This is a genomic window from Achromobacter ruhlandii, assembly GCF_002082135.1.
GTDB lineage: Bacteria > Pseudomonadota > Gammaproteobacteria > Burkholderiales > Burkholderiaceae_B > Achromobacter > Achromobacter ruhlandii.
Map to the genome: position 1 here is coordinate 4,628,390 of NZ_CP017433.1, position 13,555 is coordinate 4,641,944.

13 protein-coding genes are annotated in these 13,555 nt (G+C 68.9%); 9 read left to right on the forward strand and 4 right to left on the reverse strand.

Going from position 1 to position 13,555, the window contains the following annotated elements:
- Window positions 1–4 precede the first annotated feature (4 nt).
- From AruCF_RS20985 to AruCF_RS20995, 3 genes are all read left to right on the forward strand, one after another.
- The gene (locus tag AruCF_RS20985; RefSeq protein ID WP_049075871.1) at window positions 5–799 is read left to right on the forward strand and encodes an SURF1 family protein; all 795 of its coding nucleotides are present in this window, start codon (window positions 5–7) and stop codon (window positions 797–799) included.
- Window positions 800–1,082: 283 nt separating this feature from the next.
- Window positions 1,083–2,261 carry a porin gene (locus AruCF_RS20990; protein ID WP_049075873.1) on the forward strand — a complete coding sequence of 393 codons (1,179 nt, stop codon included), beginning with the start codon at window positions 1,083–1,085 and terminating at the stop codon, window positions 2,259–2,261.
- Window positions 2,262–2,550: 289 nt separating this feature from the next.
- Entirely contained in the window at window positions 2,551–3,657 is a 1,107-nt protein-coding gene (locus AruCF_RS20995) for a porin (protein WP_049075876.1), read from the forward strand.
- Here the strand turns inward: AruCF_RS20995 and AruCF_RS21000 are convergent.
- Complete coding sequence (locus AruCF_RS21000; protein ID WP_049075878.1) at window positions 3,654–4,442, reverse strand: AraC family transcriptional regulator; 789 nt, start codon at window positions 4,440–4,442, stop codon at window positions 3,654–3,656. The genes AruCF_RS20995 and AruCF_RS21000 overlap by 4 nt on opposite strands.
- A gap of 91 nt (window positions 4,443–4,533) precedes the next feature.
- On the opposite strand from AruCF_RS21000, the gene AruCF_RS21005 reads away from it, so the two are divergent.
- Both AruCF_RS21005 and AruCF_RS21010 read left to right on the forward strand, forming a co-directional pair.
- Window positions 4,534–5,703, forward strand: coding sequence for an MFS transporter (locus tag AruCF_RS21005; protein ID WP_049075880.1), 1,170 nt, complete (start codon window positions 4,534–4,536; stop codon window positions 5,701–5,703).
- Window positions 5,704–5,977: 274 nt separating this feature from the next.
- The gene (locus AruCF_RS21010; protein WP_049075882.1) at window positions 5,978–7,297 is read left to right on the forward strand and encodes a ParB/Srx family N-terminal domain-containing protein; all 1,320 of its coding nucleotides are present in this window, start codon (window positions 5,978–5,980) and stop codon (window positions 7,295–7,297) included.
- 22 nt (window positions 7,298–7,319) lie between these two features.
- On the opposite strand, the gene AruCF_RS21015 is transcribed toward AruCF_RS21010, so the two are convergent.
- On the reverse strand, window positions 7,320–7,928 hold the full coding sequence (locus AruCF_RS21015; RefSeq protein ID WP_049075884.1) for a glutathione S-transferase family protein: 609 nt from the start codon (window positions 7,926–7,928) through the stop codon (window positions 7,320–7,322).
- Window positions 7,929–8,044: 116 nt separating this feature from the next.
- Here AruCF_RS21015 and AruCF_RS21020 point away from each other — a divergent pair, with 116 nt between their 5' ends.
- Window positions 8,045–9,061: a helix-turn-helix transcriptional regulator gene (locus AruCF_RS21020; protein WP_049078065.1), complete on the forward strand. Its 1,017-nt coding sequence runs from the start codon at window positions 8,045–8,047 to the stop codon at window positions 9,059–9,061.
- Window positions 9,062–9,094: 33 nt separating this feature from the next.
- Here AruCF_RS21020 and AruCF_RS21025 read toward each other — a convergent pair whose 3' ends face one another.
- Entirely contained in the window at window positions 9,095–9,475 is a 381-nt protein-coding gene (locus AruCF_RS21025; RefSeq protein ID WP_049075886.1) for a hypothetical protein, read from the reverse strand.
- Between the two features lie 174 nt (window positions 9,476–9,649).
- On the opposite strand from AruCF_RS21025, the gene AruCF_RS29645 reads away from it, so the two are divergent.
- On the forward strand, window positions 9,650–10,096 hold the full coding sequence (locus AruCF_RS29645) for a GvpU-like protein (protein ID WP_172802438.1): 447 nt from the start codon (window positions 9,650–9,652) through the stop codon (window positions 10,094–10,096).
- Window positions 10,097–10,101: 5 nt separating this feature from the next.
- Here AruCF_RS29645 and AruCF_RS21035 read toward each other — a convergent pair whose 3' ends face one another.
- Complete coding sequence (locus tag AruCF_RS21035; protein WP_049075887.1) at window positions 10,102–10,914, reverse strand: hypothetical protein; 813 nt, start codon at window positions 10,912–10,914, stop codon at window positions 10,102–10,104.
- Window positions 10,915–11,317: 403 nt separating this feature from the next.
- Here AruCF_RS21035 and AruCF_RS21040 point away from each other — a divergent pair, with 403 nt between their 5' ends.
- The gene (locus AruCF_RS21040; RefSeq protein WP_049075889.1) at window positions 11,318–11,968 is read left to right on the forward strand and encodes a response regulator; all 651 of its coding nucleotides are present in this window, start codon (window positions 11,318–11,320) and stop codon (window positions 11,966–11,968) included.
- A 165-nt stretch (window positions 11,969–12,133) separates the two neighbouring features.
- Window positions 12,134–13,546: a DUF2252 domain-containing protein gene (locus AruCF_RS21045; protein WP_049075890.1), complete on the forward strand. Its 1,413-nt coding sequence runs from the start codon at window positions 12,134–12,136 to the stop codon at window positions 13,544–13,546.
- The last annotated feature ends 9 nt before the right edge of the window (window positions 13,547–13,555 follow it).

Here is a 13,555-nt window from a genome sequence, read left to right on the forward strand (position 1 = left end):
CGTGATGGCGGCAACAAAAGACTCTACGCATTCCGGCGACACCCCCCGCAATCCCCGCAGCGCAACCACCCTGGCCGTCCTGGGCGTGGTTGCGGCCGCGCTGTTCGCGGGCCTGTGCGCCCTTGGCACCTGGCAGGTGCATCGCCTGGCCTGGAAGCAGAACCTGATCGCGCAGGTGGACCAGCGGGCGCACGCGCCCGCCACGCCCGCCCCCGCGCGCGCCGACTGGCCGGCCTTGACCTCCGACAACGCCGAATACCGCCGCGTGTCGGCCAGCGGCGCCTACCAGTACGACAAGCAGACGCTGGTGCAGGCCGCCACCGAATTGGGCAGCGGCTACTGGGTCATGACGCCGCTGCGACTGGCCGATGGCGGCGGCACGGTGCTGGTCAACCGCGGCTTCGTGCTGCCCGAGTGGCGCAAGCGCCAGGCGGCCGGCGGCCAGGCCGAGGCCGACGCCGGCCCGGTCAAGGTCGACGGCCTGCTGCGCATGGGCGAGCCGGGCAACGGCTTCCTGCGCAACAACGATCCGGCCGCCAACCTCTGGTATTCGCGCGACCTGCCCGCCATCGCCCAGGCGCGCGGGCTGGGCGAGGTGGCGCCCTACTTCATCGACGCCGACGCCGCCCCCGGCGCCGGCCGCGATCCGACGCAGGCGCCGGTCGGCGGCCTGACGACGCTGACCTTCCCCAACAACCACCTGGTCTACGCCATCACCTGGTACGCCCTGGCCGCGATGATCATCGTCGGCGCCGGCATCGTGGTGCGCGAAGAGCGGCGGCTGCGCGCGCGCCGCTGATCCCTGCCCTCGCGGCCACCGGCCGCTAGGGGTCCGCCTCCGGCGAGTCCTCTCGCCCTCCCCCTGCCCCCTGTCGCGGCCCATGCGTCGCGAAACGCCCAGCCGTTCGCCGCCTGTGGCGAACTCGTCTCGGATACGTCCTAGAACACCTCCGGATCACGGAGCGTTGACCGAAGTTACCGGAGAATGGCCCAGTGCAATCCACACAGGCCATCGGAACACCCCGTGCACCACGCCCGGGGCATGTTCTTCGGCTTTTCCAAAAACTCTAGGAGTTTCCACGATGAAAAAAACCCTGCTTGTCGCCGCCATCCTGGCCTCGTTCGCAGGCGCCGCCCAAGCCGAGACGTCGGTCACGCTGTACGGCGTCGTCGATACCGGCATCGGCTACAACAAAATCTCCGGCCACGAGTCCTTCACGAGCAATACCGGCGTGAGCCGCGACGTCGACTTGAGCGGTAGCAGGGTCGGCATGATCAACGGCATCCAGGGCGGCTCGCGCTGGGGCCTGAAGGGCTCCGAGGACCTGGGCGATGGCCTGCGCGCCGTGTTCGTGCTCGAAAGCGGCTTCGACTCGGGCAACGGCCAGTCGCAGCAGAACCGCCTGTTCAACCGCCAGGCCACCGTCGGCCTGGCCAACGACAGCTGGGGCTCCCTGGAATTCGGCCGCCAGACCACCCTCAGCGGCAACTTCCTGGCGGAAATCGATCCCTTCTACACCAGCTTCACCCAGGCCAACATCGGTACGACCTTCAGCGCGGCCAACACCATGCGCTGGGACAACATGATCATGTACCGCAGCCCCTGGACCGACGGCTTCCAGTTCGCGGTGGGCTATTCCTTCAACGCCGACAGCACCGACGCGAACCAGAGCGGCTTCCGCACCGCCGACAATGCGCGTGGCATCACGGCGGGCCTGCGCTATGTCAAAGGCCCGTTGAATGTGTCGATGACCTATGACCAACTGAACAGTTCGAACCAGGCTCGCGAAATCGCCGCAAATGGCGTCGAACGCACCATCAACGGCACCCCGGTCGAATTCAACCACGACATCACGCCGCGCCAATACGCGCTGGGCATCTCGTACGATCTGGAAGTCGTGAAGCTGGCCGCCGCCTACGCGCGTACGACCAACGGCTTGTTTGTGATGCAGGATCTGCCGGTGGGCTCGCTTAACGAAAACGCCGGTTCCTACAGCTACATCGACGGCTTCAAGGCCAATTCCTACATGCTCGGTGCCACGCTGCCGCTGGGCGGCGCAGGCAGCCTGTTTGGTTCGTGGCAGCATCTTGCCTCCACCGACAGTGACGATCCCAAGATGAACGTCTGGAGCGTGGGCTATACCTACGACCTGTCCAAGCGCACCAGCCTGTATGCCTATGGTTCGTACGGCAAGAACTACCTGCTGGTCGACGGCCTGAAGAGCACCGCGGGTGGCGTCGGCATCAACCACCGGTTCTAAACCCGCTAGGGGCGCCGCATCGTCGACGCCAGGACGCCGCCACGGATAGCGATCCGTGGCGGCGTTTTTCCTGGCACGATCCCTTTCCCAGCGCGGCCAGGGCCTTCGCGCCGTGAAATTCCGCCTGACGCACCCGCCACTCAAAACATCGAAAATAGAGAGAAATTCAAAGGTTTTGTCAGAAAATAGGACTTTTTGACCTACAATGCGTCTCGGGAACCGCAATCGGCATCATGCCTGACTGCTGTTCCCTTTGTTTTTTTCCCACCTCACTACAGGAGTTCTCCGGATGAAAAAGACGCTGCTCGCAGCCGCAATGTTGACCACTTTTGCAGGCGTCGCTCAGGCAGAAACGTCAGTCACTCTCTATGGTGTCATCGACACCGGCATTGGCTACAACAAGATCAAGGGCAATGGCTATGACGGCAGCAAGCTCGGCATGATCAACGGCATCCAGGCCGGCTCCCGCTGGGGCCTGCGCGGATCCGAAGACCTGGGCGATGGACTGCGCGCCGTGTTCACGCTGGAAAGCGGTTTCGACTCGGGCAACGGTTCCCGCGCCCAGAACGGCCGCCTGTTCGGCCGTCAGGCCACCATCGGGCTGGCCAACGACGCCTGGGGCACGATCGAATTCGGTCGCCAGGCCACGGTGGGCTCGAACTACCTGGCCGACATCGACCCCTTCTACACCAGCTATACCCAATCGAACCTGGGCCTGGGTTTCAGCGCGGCCAACACCATGCGCTGGGACAACATGGTGATGTACCGCAGCCCCTCGATGAGCGGCTTCCAGTTCGCCGCGGGTTACTCCTTCAACGTCGACGATACCAACAGCGACGAAACCCATTTCCGCACCGCCGACAACTCGCGCGGCATCACCGCCGGCCTGCGCTACGTGGAAGGCCCGGTCAATGTCACGTTGACCTACGACCAGCTCAATGGCTCGAACCGCGCGTCGATCGACCATGACGCCACGCCGCGCCAGTACGCCGTGGGCGTGTCGTACGACCTCGAAGTGGTGAAGCTGGCCGCCGCCTACGGCCGCACCACCGATGGCTGGTTTGTCGGCCAGGACCTGCCGGCCGGCACGCCGTTCAGCGACGAGTTCGGCACCAACCGCTACGTCGACGGCTTCAAGGCCAACGCCTACATGCTGGGCGCGACGATGCCCGTGGGCGGCGCCAGCAGCCTGTTCGCATCGTGGCAGCACGTGTCGCCGTCCAACGACCGCCTGACCGGCGGCGACGCCAACATGAACGTGTGGAGCGTGGGCTACACCTACGACCTGTCCAAGCGCACCAATCTGTACGCCTACGGTTCGTACGGCAAGGACTACGCGTTCATCGACGGCCTCAAGAGCACCGCGGCCGGCGTCGGCATCCGCCACGTGTTCTAAGGCAGGGAATCGCGCCGGCGCCGCCGGCGCCCCGGCGGCTCGCCGTAGGCGCGCCGGTACATGGCGATGAAGGCGCTGTCGCTGGCATAGCCCACGGCATGCGCCACCTCGGTCACAGAAGCGCCTTCGGCCAACCGGGCCCGCGCCGTCAACAGGCGGCATTGCGCGCGCCAGCGAGTGAAGGGCAGGCCGGTTTCCGCCAGGAACATCCGCGCCAGCGTGCGGCCGCTGGCCCCCACCCGCCGACCCCAATCGTCGATCGACAGCGGGCAGGCCGGATTCTCCAGCAATTCACGCGCGATGGGCGCCAGCCGCCGGTCGCGCGGCATGGGCAGATGCAGGGGCGCCGTCGGCGCCGCCGCCAGTTCATCGAGCAGCGCGCCCACCAAGCGCGCGCGCGGCGCGTCGAGGGCGCGATCCGACGGCCAGTGCGTGATGCGCACGATCATCTCGCGCAGCAGCGGATTGACGTCAAGGATGCGGGGCTCGCGCGGCAGGTCGGGATAGACGGAGACGTCGAAATACAGGCTGCGATAGGCAAACGTTCCGTGCATGGCGGTGCGATGCACGCAACCGGCCGGCAGCCAGGCCGCCTGCAGCGGCGCCAACTGTCCGACCCGGTCGGCCAGGTACAGCGTGACACCGCCTTCCACCTGGTACAGCAGCTGCGTGCGCCGATGCGCGTGCCAGTCCGACGCGTGCTCGCGCGTGTCGATCGCCATGCCCACCACGGGGCAAGCGACGGTATCCGGATCCTCGACGGTGGTGGGGGAATAGACAGGCATGTCCGATTGGCGATGTTTTGTGGCGCAATGACGTGATTTTGCGCGTCGCGACGCGCCTACGCTAGCGTCTTTTCTGCGTGACGGCGACACCATGTCTTCCCCTTCCTTCTCATCATCGGCCCCCGGCGCCCTGCCGCCGGCGTGGCTCGTCATCGCGCTGCTGGCGCTGCCGCAGATCGCCGAAACCATCCTCGCCCCCGCCCTGCCCGACCTGGCGCGCCACTGGCGACTGGACGCCGCGGCCACGCAACCGGTCATGGGCATCTTCTTTGTCGGCTTCGCCGCCGGGGTGCTGCTGTGGGGCCATGTGGCCGACATCCGGGGCCGGCGACCGGCGATGCTGGCGGGCCTGGCCCTGGGACTGGCGGGAACCCTGTGCGCGTTGGCCGCGCCGGCCTATCCCTGGTTGCTGGCCGGCCGTTTCCTGCAGGCGCTGGGACTGGCGGCCTGCTCGGTGGTGACGCAGACCGTGCTGCGCGATTGCCTGGACGGCGCGCGGCTGACCCGCTACTTCGTCACGCTGGGCGCGGTGCTGGCGTGGTCGCCCGCCGTCGGGCCGCTGGCGGGCCAGTTGCTGGCCGACCGGCAGGGCTATCCCGGCGTGTTGGCGGCGATCGCGGCGGCGGTGGCGGCGCTGCTGGGGTCGGTCGCCTGGCGCTGGGGCGAAACCCGGCCGGCCGTGACCGCTCCCGCGCCCCTGGCACGGCTGGCGCGCCAGATGCTGGCCGATGGCGCATTGCGTCTGGCGGTGCTGCGGGTGGCGGGATTGAACCTGCTGGTGTTTTCGTTTTATGCCGCCGGGCCATTCATGACGGGCACCCTGCCCGGCCTGGGCTTCGGCTGGGTGGGCCTGGGCGTGGCGCTGGCCGGCAGCCTGGGCGCGGCCTGCAACCGTCGGCTGCCCGCCACGGCGGACGCGGCGATGCGGGTGCGTTACGGCCTGCGTTGCGTCGCGCTGGGCGCGGCGGGGCAGGCGTTGGCCGTGGCCTGGCGGCCGGAACCCGGCTGGTGGTGGGCGGTCGCGGCCCTGCCGGTGTTCGTCGGCTATGGGCTGGCGATCCCCAATCTGCTGGGGCCGGCGCTGCGCCGCTATGGCCACTGCCTGGGCCGCGCCGGCGCCCTGTTCGGCCTGGGCTACTACAGCCTGCTGGGCCTGGGCCTGGCGGCCACATCGTGGCTGCCTTTCGACACGCCGCGACCGTTGAGCGCGGCCTGGCTGGCCGTGGCGCTGTCCCTGTTGGCCGCGCGTGAGCGCGGCTAGGGGCAACGCCGTGCCGCGCCGCGCGGATGCGCGAAAGGCGCGGTTTCGCGCGGGGGGCTGACGCGCCTCATGCGGACCGGCGGCGTCCGCACCGCCAGCCCCTGCGCGCATTCGTCGGCGGGCCGCCTCCCCGGGCGGCGTCATGCTGCCTGCGCCCAGGCGGCTCGCCCGTTGCGGGGCAGGCCCCCGCCATGTCCGTCGCGTGACGGTGCAATGAACGAGAAACACGATGCTGTCATCATTGGATACTTCCCGAATCCAGCCCCCCGCACTCATGACCCGCACGCCTTGCCCCGACCTGCCCCGACCGTTGACCACGCGCTGGCGCCCCGCCCTGAGGATCCTGGCCCTGGCCGCGCTGCCGCTGCTGCTGGCCGCCTGCAACGGCGGCGGCGATGACGACGCTCCCGGCGCCAGCCCTGTCACCAGCCCCGTGACCGAAACCCCGGCGCCGCCGGTCGACACGCGCAACCAGGCCTACCTGGCGGCCAAAGCCGGCGATGTGCTCAAGGTGCGCATCGAAGAACTGCGTCCGACCCAGGCCGCGATCGGCTACGACCAGATCTACTACAAGCTGGGCCGCTGGCAAGGCGACTTCAACCGCCCGACCTGGGCCGCCGACCCGGTCAAGCAGCTGGACTACCTGAACCGCACGGTCGGCAAGAAGTTCAGCGACTACTGCGAAGACATGGGCGCCACCACGTCCCAGCCCTTTACCACCATCGCGCAGTTGCAGGCCGCGCGCCTGGACCAGCCCGCCACGTTCGGCTGCACCGCCGCCATGGGCGCCGACCCCGCCAGCCTGAAGACCGTGGTGGTCGGCTGGGATGGCAATCTGTACCTCACCGACGGCCATCACACCTTCTCGTCGCTGCGCGAGATCGCCGACGGCGGCCCCAAGCTGCCGGTGTGGGTCAAGGTCGACGCCAACTACAGCACCGTCGGCACCGCCGCCGCGTTCTGGCAGCGCATGGTCGATGAACGCAAGGCCTGGCTGCGCGATGGCCAGAACCAGCCCATCACGGTGGACCAACTGCCGACGCGCCTGGGCATCGCCAATGCGCAGGAAGCCGGCGGCATGCAGGAAGACCGCTACCGCTCGCTGGTGTACTTCACCCGCGACATCGCCTACAGCAACGGCAACCTGCCCGAGTTCGCTGAATTCCTGTGGGGCGACTGGCTGCGCCGCCAGGTGGCCGGCGGCCAGCTGGCGGGCCTGGATCAATACGCCATGGCGGCCCCGGCCACGCCGGCGCAGATCCTGACGGTGAGCACGTTGAGTTCGGCGCTGGCGCCCACCGGCGCCAACGACGGCTATGCCGCCGCGGTGCGCAACGCCGCATTGAAGATGAGTGCGCTGGCCGACACCGACATCGTGTTCCAGGACCGCACGGCCGCCAGCCTGGGCCGCATTGCGTTGGTGGCGGGCGCGCCCAGCGGTTCGCCCACCAAGACGGCGCGCGACACGCTGGAAGAACTGCCGCGCAACGACGTCAAGTCCGATGGCAGCCCGCGCGGCGCCGGCAAGCTGTGGTTCGCGGTCAACTACCGCGCCTGCGGCAAGCCTGCCGCGGGCACCTGCTGGGGCTGGTAAGCGCGCCGCGCGCGGGCCGGCTTCAGCGGTCGATCTGCATGGCCGGCCGGGCCTGCACCTTGCCCAGCCAGGCCTGCACCTTGGGGTGCGCCGCCGCCGGCGCCCCCAGCATCGTGCTGTAGCCGATCACCGATCCCACCACCAGGTCGGCCAGTGAATATTCGGCGCCCAGCATCCAGGGCTGGCGCGCCAGATGCCCGTCCAGCACCGCCAGCAGCGAATCCAGATCGGCCAGCGCCCGTTCGGCCTGGCCCGGGTCGCGCTGGCCGGCCTCGCCATGGCCCACATGGAACAGGCGCCACAGCACCGCGCCATACGACACATAGGCCCAGGCGCACCAGGACATGGCGGCCAGGCGCTGCGGCGTGCCGGCCGCCGGCCACAGGCCGCGTTCGACGCCCCATTGCTCGCCCAGCCACAGCTGGATCGCCAGGCCCTCGAACAAGGGCGCGCCGTCCACGGTCAGGGTCGGCACCTTGCCATTCGGATTGATCGCCAGGAATTCGGGCCGGCGCTGTTCGCCGGCGCGGATGTCCACCTTCACGCGTTCGTGCGGGACTTGCAGTTCCTCCAGGGCGGCGGCGATCGGGGAGGCGCTGGACTGGGGGTGCCAATAGAAGACGATAGACATGGGACAGACTCCGTTCGAGGGATTCCCGCCGCGGCCCCATGGCCGCTGGCGACGGGATGAACTGTAGAATCCATTGCGGACAGTTTCCGCCCTCGATGGGTTTTATCGTCGACGCCATGCTTACCTCCAGCAACCGCCTCCTGCGCCTGCTTGCGCTGCTGCAAACCCGCCGCCACTGGGCGGGCGGCGAACTGGCGCAGGCGCTCGAAGTCCACCCCCGCACCCTGCGGCGCGACATTGACCGGCTGCGCGAGCTGGGCTACCCGATCCAGGCCAGCAGCGGCGTGGCGGGCGGCTATGCGTTTCGCGCCGGGCATGCGCTGCCGCCCCTGCTGCTGGACGACGACGAAGCCTTGACGGTGGCGATCACCCTGCGCACCGCCGCCACCGGCACGGTCGCCGGCATCGAGGAAGCCGCGCTGCGGGCGCTGGTCAAGCTGGAACAGGTGATGCCCGCCCGCTTGCGCCACAAGATGGATGCGCTGCGCTCGGCGCTGGTGCCGCTGGCGCGCCACACGCCGCTGGTGGATGCCGGCCTGCTGGCCGCGCTGGCCGCCGCCTGCCGCGACCAGTTGCGCGTGTGCTTCGACTACACCGACGGCCGCGGCCAGGCCAGCACGCGCCAGGTCGAACCGCAGGGACTGGCGCACACGGGCTGGCGCTGGTACCTGGTGGCCTGGGACCCGGCGCGCGATGACTGGCGCACGTTCCGGCTCGACCGCATCGCCGGCGCGGTGACACCGGGCGCGCACTTTCGTCCCCGGCCGCCGCCCGATGGCGGCGACCTGCGCGGCTATGTGGCGCGCTCCGTGGGCCACGCGCCCAACGCCGAGGACGCCCGCGTCGTCCTGCATGCGCCGCGCGCGGCCATGGCGGCGCGCATTCCGCCGTGGGCCGGCGAACTGGAAGCGCTGGACGAGGCCCGCTGCCTGTTGCGCTGCGCCGGGCAGTCGCCGGACGCGCTGGCGTATTGGCTGATGACGCTGGACGTGGAATTCGATGTGCTGGCGCCGACCGCGCTGGCGCAGCGCCTGCGGCAGGCGGGCGAACGGGTGGCACGCATGCTGGAACGCCATGCCGCGCGCGAATCCGACCCGGCCGCGCACGCCGGACGGCGGCCCCAGGCGCCTTGATGCGCAAGGCGCTCCTGGCCGAGCGCCGCGAGGTCAGACGGCGCGGCCGTCCCGCTCGGCCTGTTTGGCCTGTTCGGCTTCGGCCAGCTGGCGCAGGGCCAGCGCCACCTTGTCGGCGATCTTGAGCTTGTCCGCCGCCGACATGGCGTCGTAGTCCTTCTTGGAGATGCCAAGCGAGGCCAGCGCGGCGTAGAACATCTTGTCCTGCAAGGACATGGACGCGTAGTCCAGGAATTCCTGCTCGGACTCGGACGCGCCGGACGGCGCGGCGCCGGCCAGGCCGCCGGCCAGGGCCGAGGCGCCGCGCTGGCGCGCGTCGGCGAAGGCGGCGCGGAACGCGCCGGGGTCCGCCCCGGCGGCGGACTGGCGGGTGGCGGACGAACGGGTGGCGGACGAGGGATCGATGGCAATCATGAATGGCCTTTGCATGCAGGGTCTCGATTGTCCGCAAGTTACTGCAATCGCGGCCGGGCGAAGCCCGGGACAGGCGCCTGATCGCCGCGCTTATCAGCCGATTGCACCCGATGCGCGCCGGCCCGGCTTCAAGTATCTTGTGTCACCCTTACCTATTCCGGAGCATGCGCCGCCATGAGTCTCGACCCGACCCTCGACACCCCCAGATCCCCCGCCCAGCCCACGCCCCCGGCCGATGTCTTCCTGCAGTTCCTGGTGAACCTGGTGAACAACGGCGGACAGCTGGAAAGCATTGGCGTGACGCTGCAGATGGGTGGCATGCTGGTGTCCGGCTCGATCGTGTCGGGCGCGGAGTATTTCGACCGCTTCGCCGCGGCCTTCGCCGATTCGCTGTCCGACATGGAGCCGCCGGCGCGGCAAGCGGTGCGTACGTCGCTGGCCGAGCTGGGCGATGTGTTCCGCCTGCCGCAACCGGCCGAGCCGCTGCCCAACTACATCCACCTGGCGGACGCGCTGTTCTTCACCGCCGACGGCACCCCGATCGCGGGCCAACCCACGCTGTGGCGCGGACGCAGCAGCGCGGTGGATGGCTTCATCCTGGGGCGCCTGCAGGCCGGGTGAAACGGCTAGTTCCCGGGCGGCGGGCGGTCGGTCCAGCCAGGCCGTGCGATACAGGCGTTGAAGCTGCGCCAGGCATCGCCGTCGGCGCGCAGCCAGACCTCCAGGCATTGCGCGCTGAGCGGCGCGGACAATGCCGTGCCACGGAACAGCAGGCCGTCCTGGCGACGCAGCCAGACGAAGTCGTGCATGTCGTCGATGGCGTCCACCACCAGCGTCAGCCTGGCGCTGGCGGCGCACCCCATCAGGCAGAGAAAGCGGCGCTGCAGGGCGCGGTCGCTGCCCAGCCCACGCGGAATCCGCACCGTCAGCCCTTCGACGCGCAGGCTGCCGCCGGGCACGAACTTGCCGCCGCAACTGGCCGGCAACAGACGCGTGCGCAGGCTGGCGCGGAATTCGGTGTAGCCGGCCAGCGCGGTGGCGTGGGGCGACAGGCGCCGGAACAGGGGCAGGTCGAACACCAGCCGCTGGCCGGACAGGCGCGGCGCCGTGAGCGCGTCGGGCGCGCCGAAGCACAGGAGATCGCGTATCAGGCCGATATCCAGGTCGGCGCACAGACGCCGCGCCAGGTCGGTGTCGTCAGGCGCGGCCAGGGCGTGCTCGAAGGAAAAGTCGATGGGAATGGAAAACTGCGCGGCGAAGGCGGCGGTGGCCCGCAAGCGGGCGCGCTGGGACAACAGGCCCGGCCCGCCGCCGCGCGCCGGCATCAGGCTGCCGGCCACCGCGTATTCATGCACCCGGCCCTGCGCCGTGAACACCGGCTGGAACCGCAGGAACAGGGATTCCTCGCGCGGGGGCCACGGGGAAACGGCGTCACCCATGGCGAAGCCGGGCCACAGGCGCCGGCCAGACGCGGCGTGTGGAGGAAGACATCATGGAACCTCGTGTGGGCGCGGGAGCGCCGCAATGCCGGGCGCGGCCTGGCGCGCCGCGAGACGGAAGCGGATACGACGAGGATGGTGCCAAACGGCGCCAGACGATTGAACAAGAAAATTCTCAATCCGCCCGCTCGCTCGGACGAATCCGGCAAAAACCCCGGCGAGAACCCGGGGAATCCGCGGGTCCGCGTTAGCGTCCCTGTTTTTGAGATTCTTCTTATGGCCGGGGCCGGCCGTGGACCATACGATTTCGTCTTACGCCCGGCCTCGCAACATTCTGGTTCAAGTCCGGATCCTGGTGCAGAATAATCCGTATGCCCACCCGGCCCACCTGACTGCACCCCGCATGCAAAGACTCCGCATCGTCATCGCCGACGACCACCCGCTGGTGCTGATGGCCATGACCGACCTGCTGCACAAAGACCTGAGCTTCGACGTCGTCGCCACGCTGGGTACGCCGACCGCGCTGGTCGAGCAACTGGCGCGCGATCAGCCCCACGTCGTCATCACCGACTATTCGATGCCGGGCGACGAGATCTACGGCGATGGCATCCGCCTGATCAAGTACCTGATCCGCCACTACGCCGACACCCGCATCGTGGTGCTAACCATGGTGTCCAACCCCATGATCATCTCGGCGCTGTACGACGCCGGCGTCGACGCGGTGGTGTTCAAGCACGACAACCTGGGCGAGATCGTCACTGCCCTGCATGCGCTGCAACTGGGCCGCAAGTACTACCCGCCGGGCTTCCAGCGCGACGGCACGCTGGCGGCCCGCAGCAAGTTCATCGGCGAGCGCATCAACAGCCTGTCGCCCAAGGAATTCGAGGTGCTGCGGCACTTCATCCGCGGCGAATCGATGATGCAGGTGGCCGACAGCCTCAAGCGCAGCGTCAAGACCGTCAGCGGCCAGAAGATCTCGGCCATGCGCAAGCTGAACGTGCAGACCGACCAGGAACTGGTCACCTTCTGCGTTGAAAGCGGCATGTTCCAGTAGAGTCTCGATCAAGCCGATCGAGTAGACGGGCAGGACGCTGCAATCCACGGACGTGGCCAGCGGCCAGGCGGTGGGCCGCCGGAGGGCTGGCCGCGCCGCCGCGCTCCCGTTACACTGCCGCCGTCAGGCCGGTCATCGGTACCGGTCCGCGACCAGGGAACCGCCATGCTCGAGACAGACAGCATCCAAGCGCGCAGGTCCTCCGGACAGAAGGCCCGGGAACTCGTCAAGCGTTCGTCGCACGCGGCGGTCGGCAATGTCGACCGCGATCCGGTCAGGCTGCTGCGCAGCAACAGCCTGGGCCGCGTCAAGGCCCTCATTCCCCTGCGCTACGGTCGCATGGCGGCTTCGCCCTTCACCTTCTTTCGCGGCGCCGCCATCCTGCAGGCGCACGACCTGGCCGGCACGCCTCATACCGGCATTTCGATTCCGCTGTGCGGCGACGCCCATCTGCTCAACTTCGGCGGGTTCGCCACGCCCGGGCGCCAGTTGCTGTTCGACCTGAACGATTTCGACGAAACCGCCCCGGGCCCCTGGGAATGGGACATCAAGCGCCTGACGGCCAGCCTGGCCGTGGCGGCGACGCACATGGGCTACGGTCGCGGCGACAGCGCCGACATCGTCATGGCGGCGGCCACCGAGTACCAGTCGCGGATGAACGAGTACGCGCAGAACAGCACCCTGGACATCTGGTACGACGGCCTCACGTTCGAACGCATGCTGCAGGATGCCGAGACGCCCGAAGGCCGCCGGCTGATCGCCAAGGCGATGGAAAAGGCCGCCGGCCGCACCAACGAGAGCATGCTGCGCAAGATGGCGTATCAGGACGGCGGTCTGTGGCGCATCCGCGACGCTCCGCCGGCGATGTTCCATCCCTCGGGCCCCGTCACCCTGCTGGGCAAGGACGAACACTGGCCCGACACCGCCACCTGGAAAAAGAAGATGGCCAAGTGCTTCGGCGGCTATCTCGATAGCCTGACGCCGGACCGGCGCGAGCTGCTCAAGCATTTCTCGGTGCAGGATGTGGTGTTCAAGGTGGTGGGCGTGGGCAGCGTCGGCACCGTGTGCCTGGTGGCGCTGCTGGTCGATAGCTGGGGCAATCCCCTGTTCCTGCAGGCCAAGGAGGCGCGCGAGTCCGTGATCGCGCGGTACGCCCGCGACAAGGCGCCGCCGCATGGCGGCTTCCGCGTGGTGACAGGGCAACGATTGCTGCAGGCGGCCAGCGACATCTTCCTGGGCTGGTCGACCGGCCCGCGCGGCAAGCACTATTACTTCCGCCAGTTGCGCGACATGAAGGTATCGGCGGATATCGAGAGCTTCAACCAGAAGATCCTGAAGGGATACGGCCGCATGTGCGGCCGGGCGCTGGCGCGCGCCCATGCCAAGGCCAGCGGACATGCGGTGGAACTGGCCGCCTACATGGGGCGCGCAAACGCCTTTCCGGAGGCGCTGCTGACCTACGCCCACGACTACGCGCGGCAGAACGAGAAGGACTACCGCCAGTTCCTCGACGCGTGCCGCGCGGGCAGGCTGCCCATGCGCACCGACGAGGACATTGCGGCGGACTTCCGCGTCTGACCGCCCCCG

Coding starts and splice junctions, on each gene's coding strand:
- AruCF_RS20985 (WP_049075871.1), top strand. CDS start 5: ATGGCGGCAACAAAAGACTCTACGCATTCCGGCGACACCCCCCGCAAT.
- AruCF_RS20990 (WP_049075873.1), top strand. CDS start 1,083: ATGAAAAAAACCCTGCTTGTCGCCGCCATCCTGGCCTCGTTCGCAGGC.
- AruCF_RS20995 (WP_049075876.1), top strand. CDS start 2,551: ATGAAAAAGACGCTGCTCGCAGCCGCAATGTTGACCACTTTTGCAGGC.
- AruCF_RS21000 (WP_049075878.1), bottom strand. CDS start 4,442: ATGCCTGTCTATTCCCCCACCACCGTCGAGGATCCGGATACCGTCGCT.
- AruCF_RS21005 (WP_049075880.1), top strand. CDS start 4,534: ATGTCTTCCCCTTCCTTCTCATCATCGGCCCCCGGCGCCCTGCCGCCG.
- AruCF_RS21010 (WP_049075882.1), top strand. CDS start 5,978: ATGACCCGCACGCCTTGCCCCGACCTGCCCCGACCGTTGACCACGCGC.
- AruCF_RS21015 (WP_049075884.1), bottom strand. CDS start 7,928: ATGTCTATCGTCTTCTATTGGCACCCCCAGTCCAGCGCCTCCCCGATC.
- AruCF_RS21020 (WP_049078065.1), top strand. CDS start 8,045: ATGCTTACCTCCAGCAACCGCCTCCTGCGCCTGCTTGCGCTGCTGCAA.
- AruCF_RS21025 (WP_049075886.1), bottom strand. CDS start 9,475: ATGATTGCCATCGATCCCTCGTCCGCCACCCGTTCGTCCGCCACCCGC.
- AruCF_RS29645 (WP_172802438.1), top strand. CDS start 9,650: ATGAGTCTCGACCCGACCCTCGACACCCCCAGATCCCCCGCCCAGCCC.
- AruCF_RS21035 (WP_049075887.1), bottom strand. CDS start 10,914: ATGGGTGACGCCGTTTCCCCGTGGCCCCCGCGCGAGGAATCCCTGTTC.
- AruCF_RS21040 (WP_049075889.1), top strand. CDS start 11,318: ATGCAAAGACTCCGCATCGTCATCGCCGACGACCACCCGCTGGTGCTG.
- AruCF_RS21045 (WP_049075890.1), top strand. CDS start 12,134: ATGCTCGAGACAGACAGCATCCAAGCGCGCAGGTCCTCCGGACAGAAG.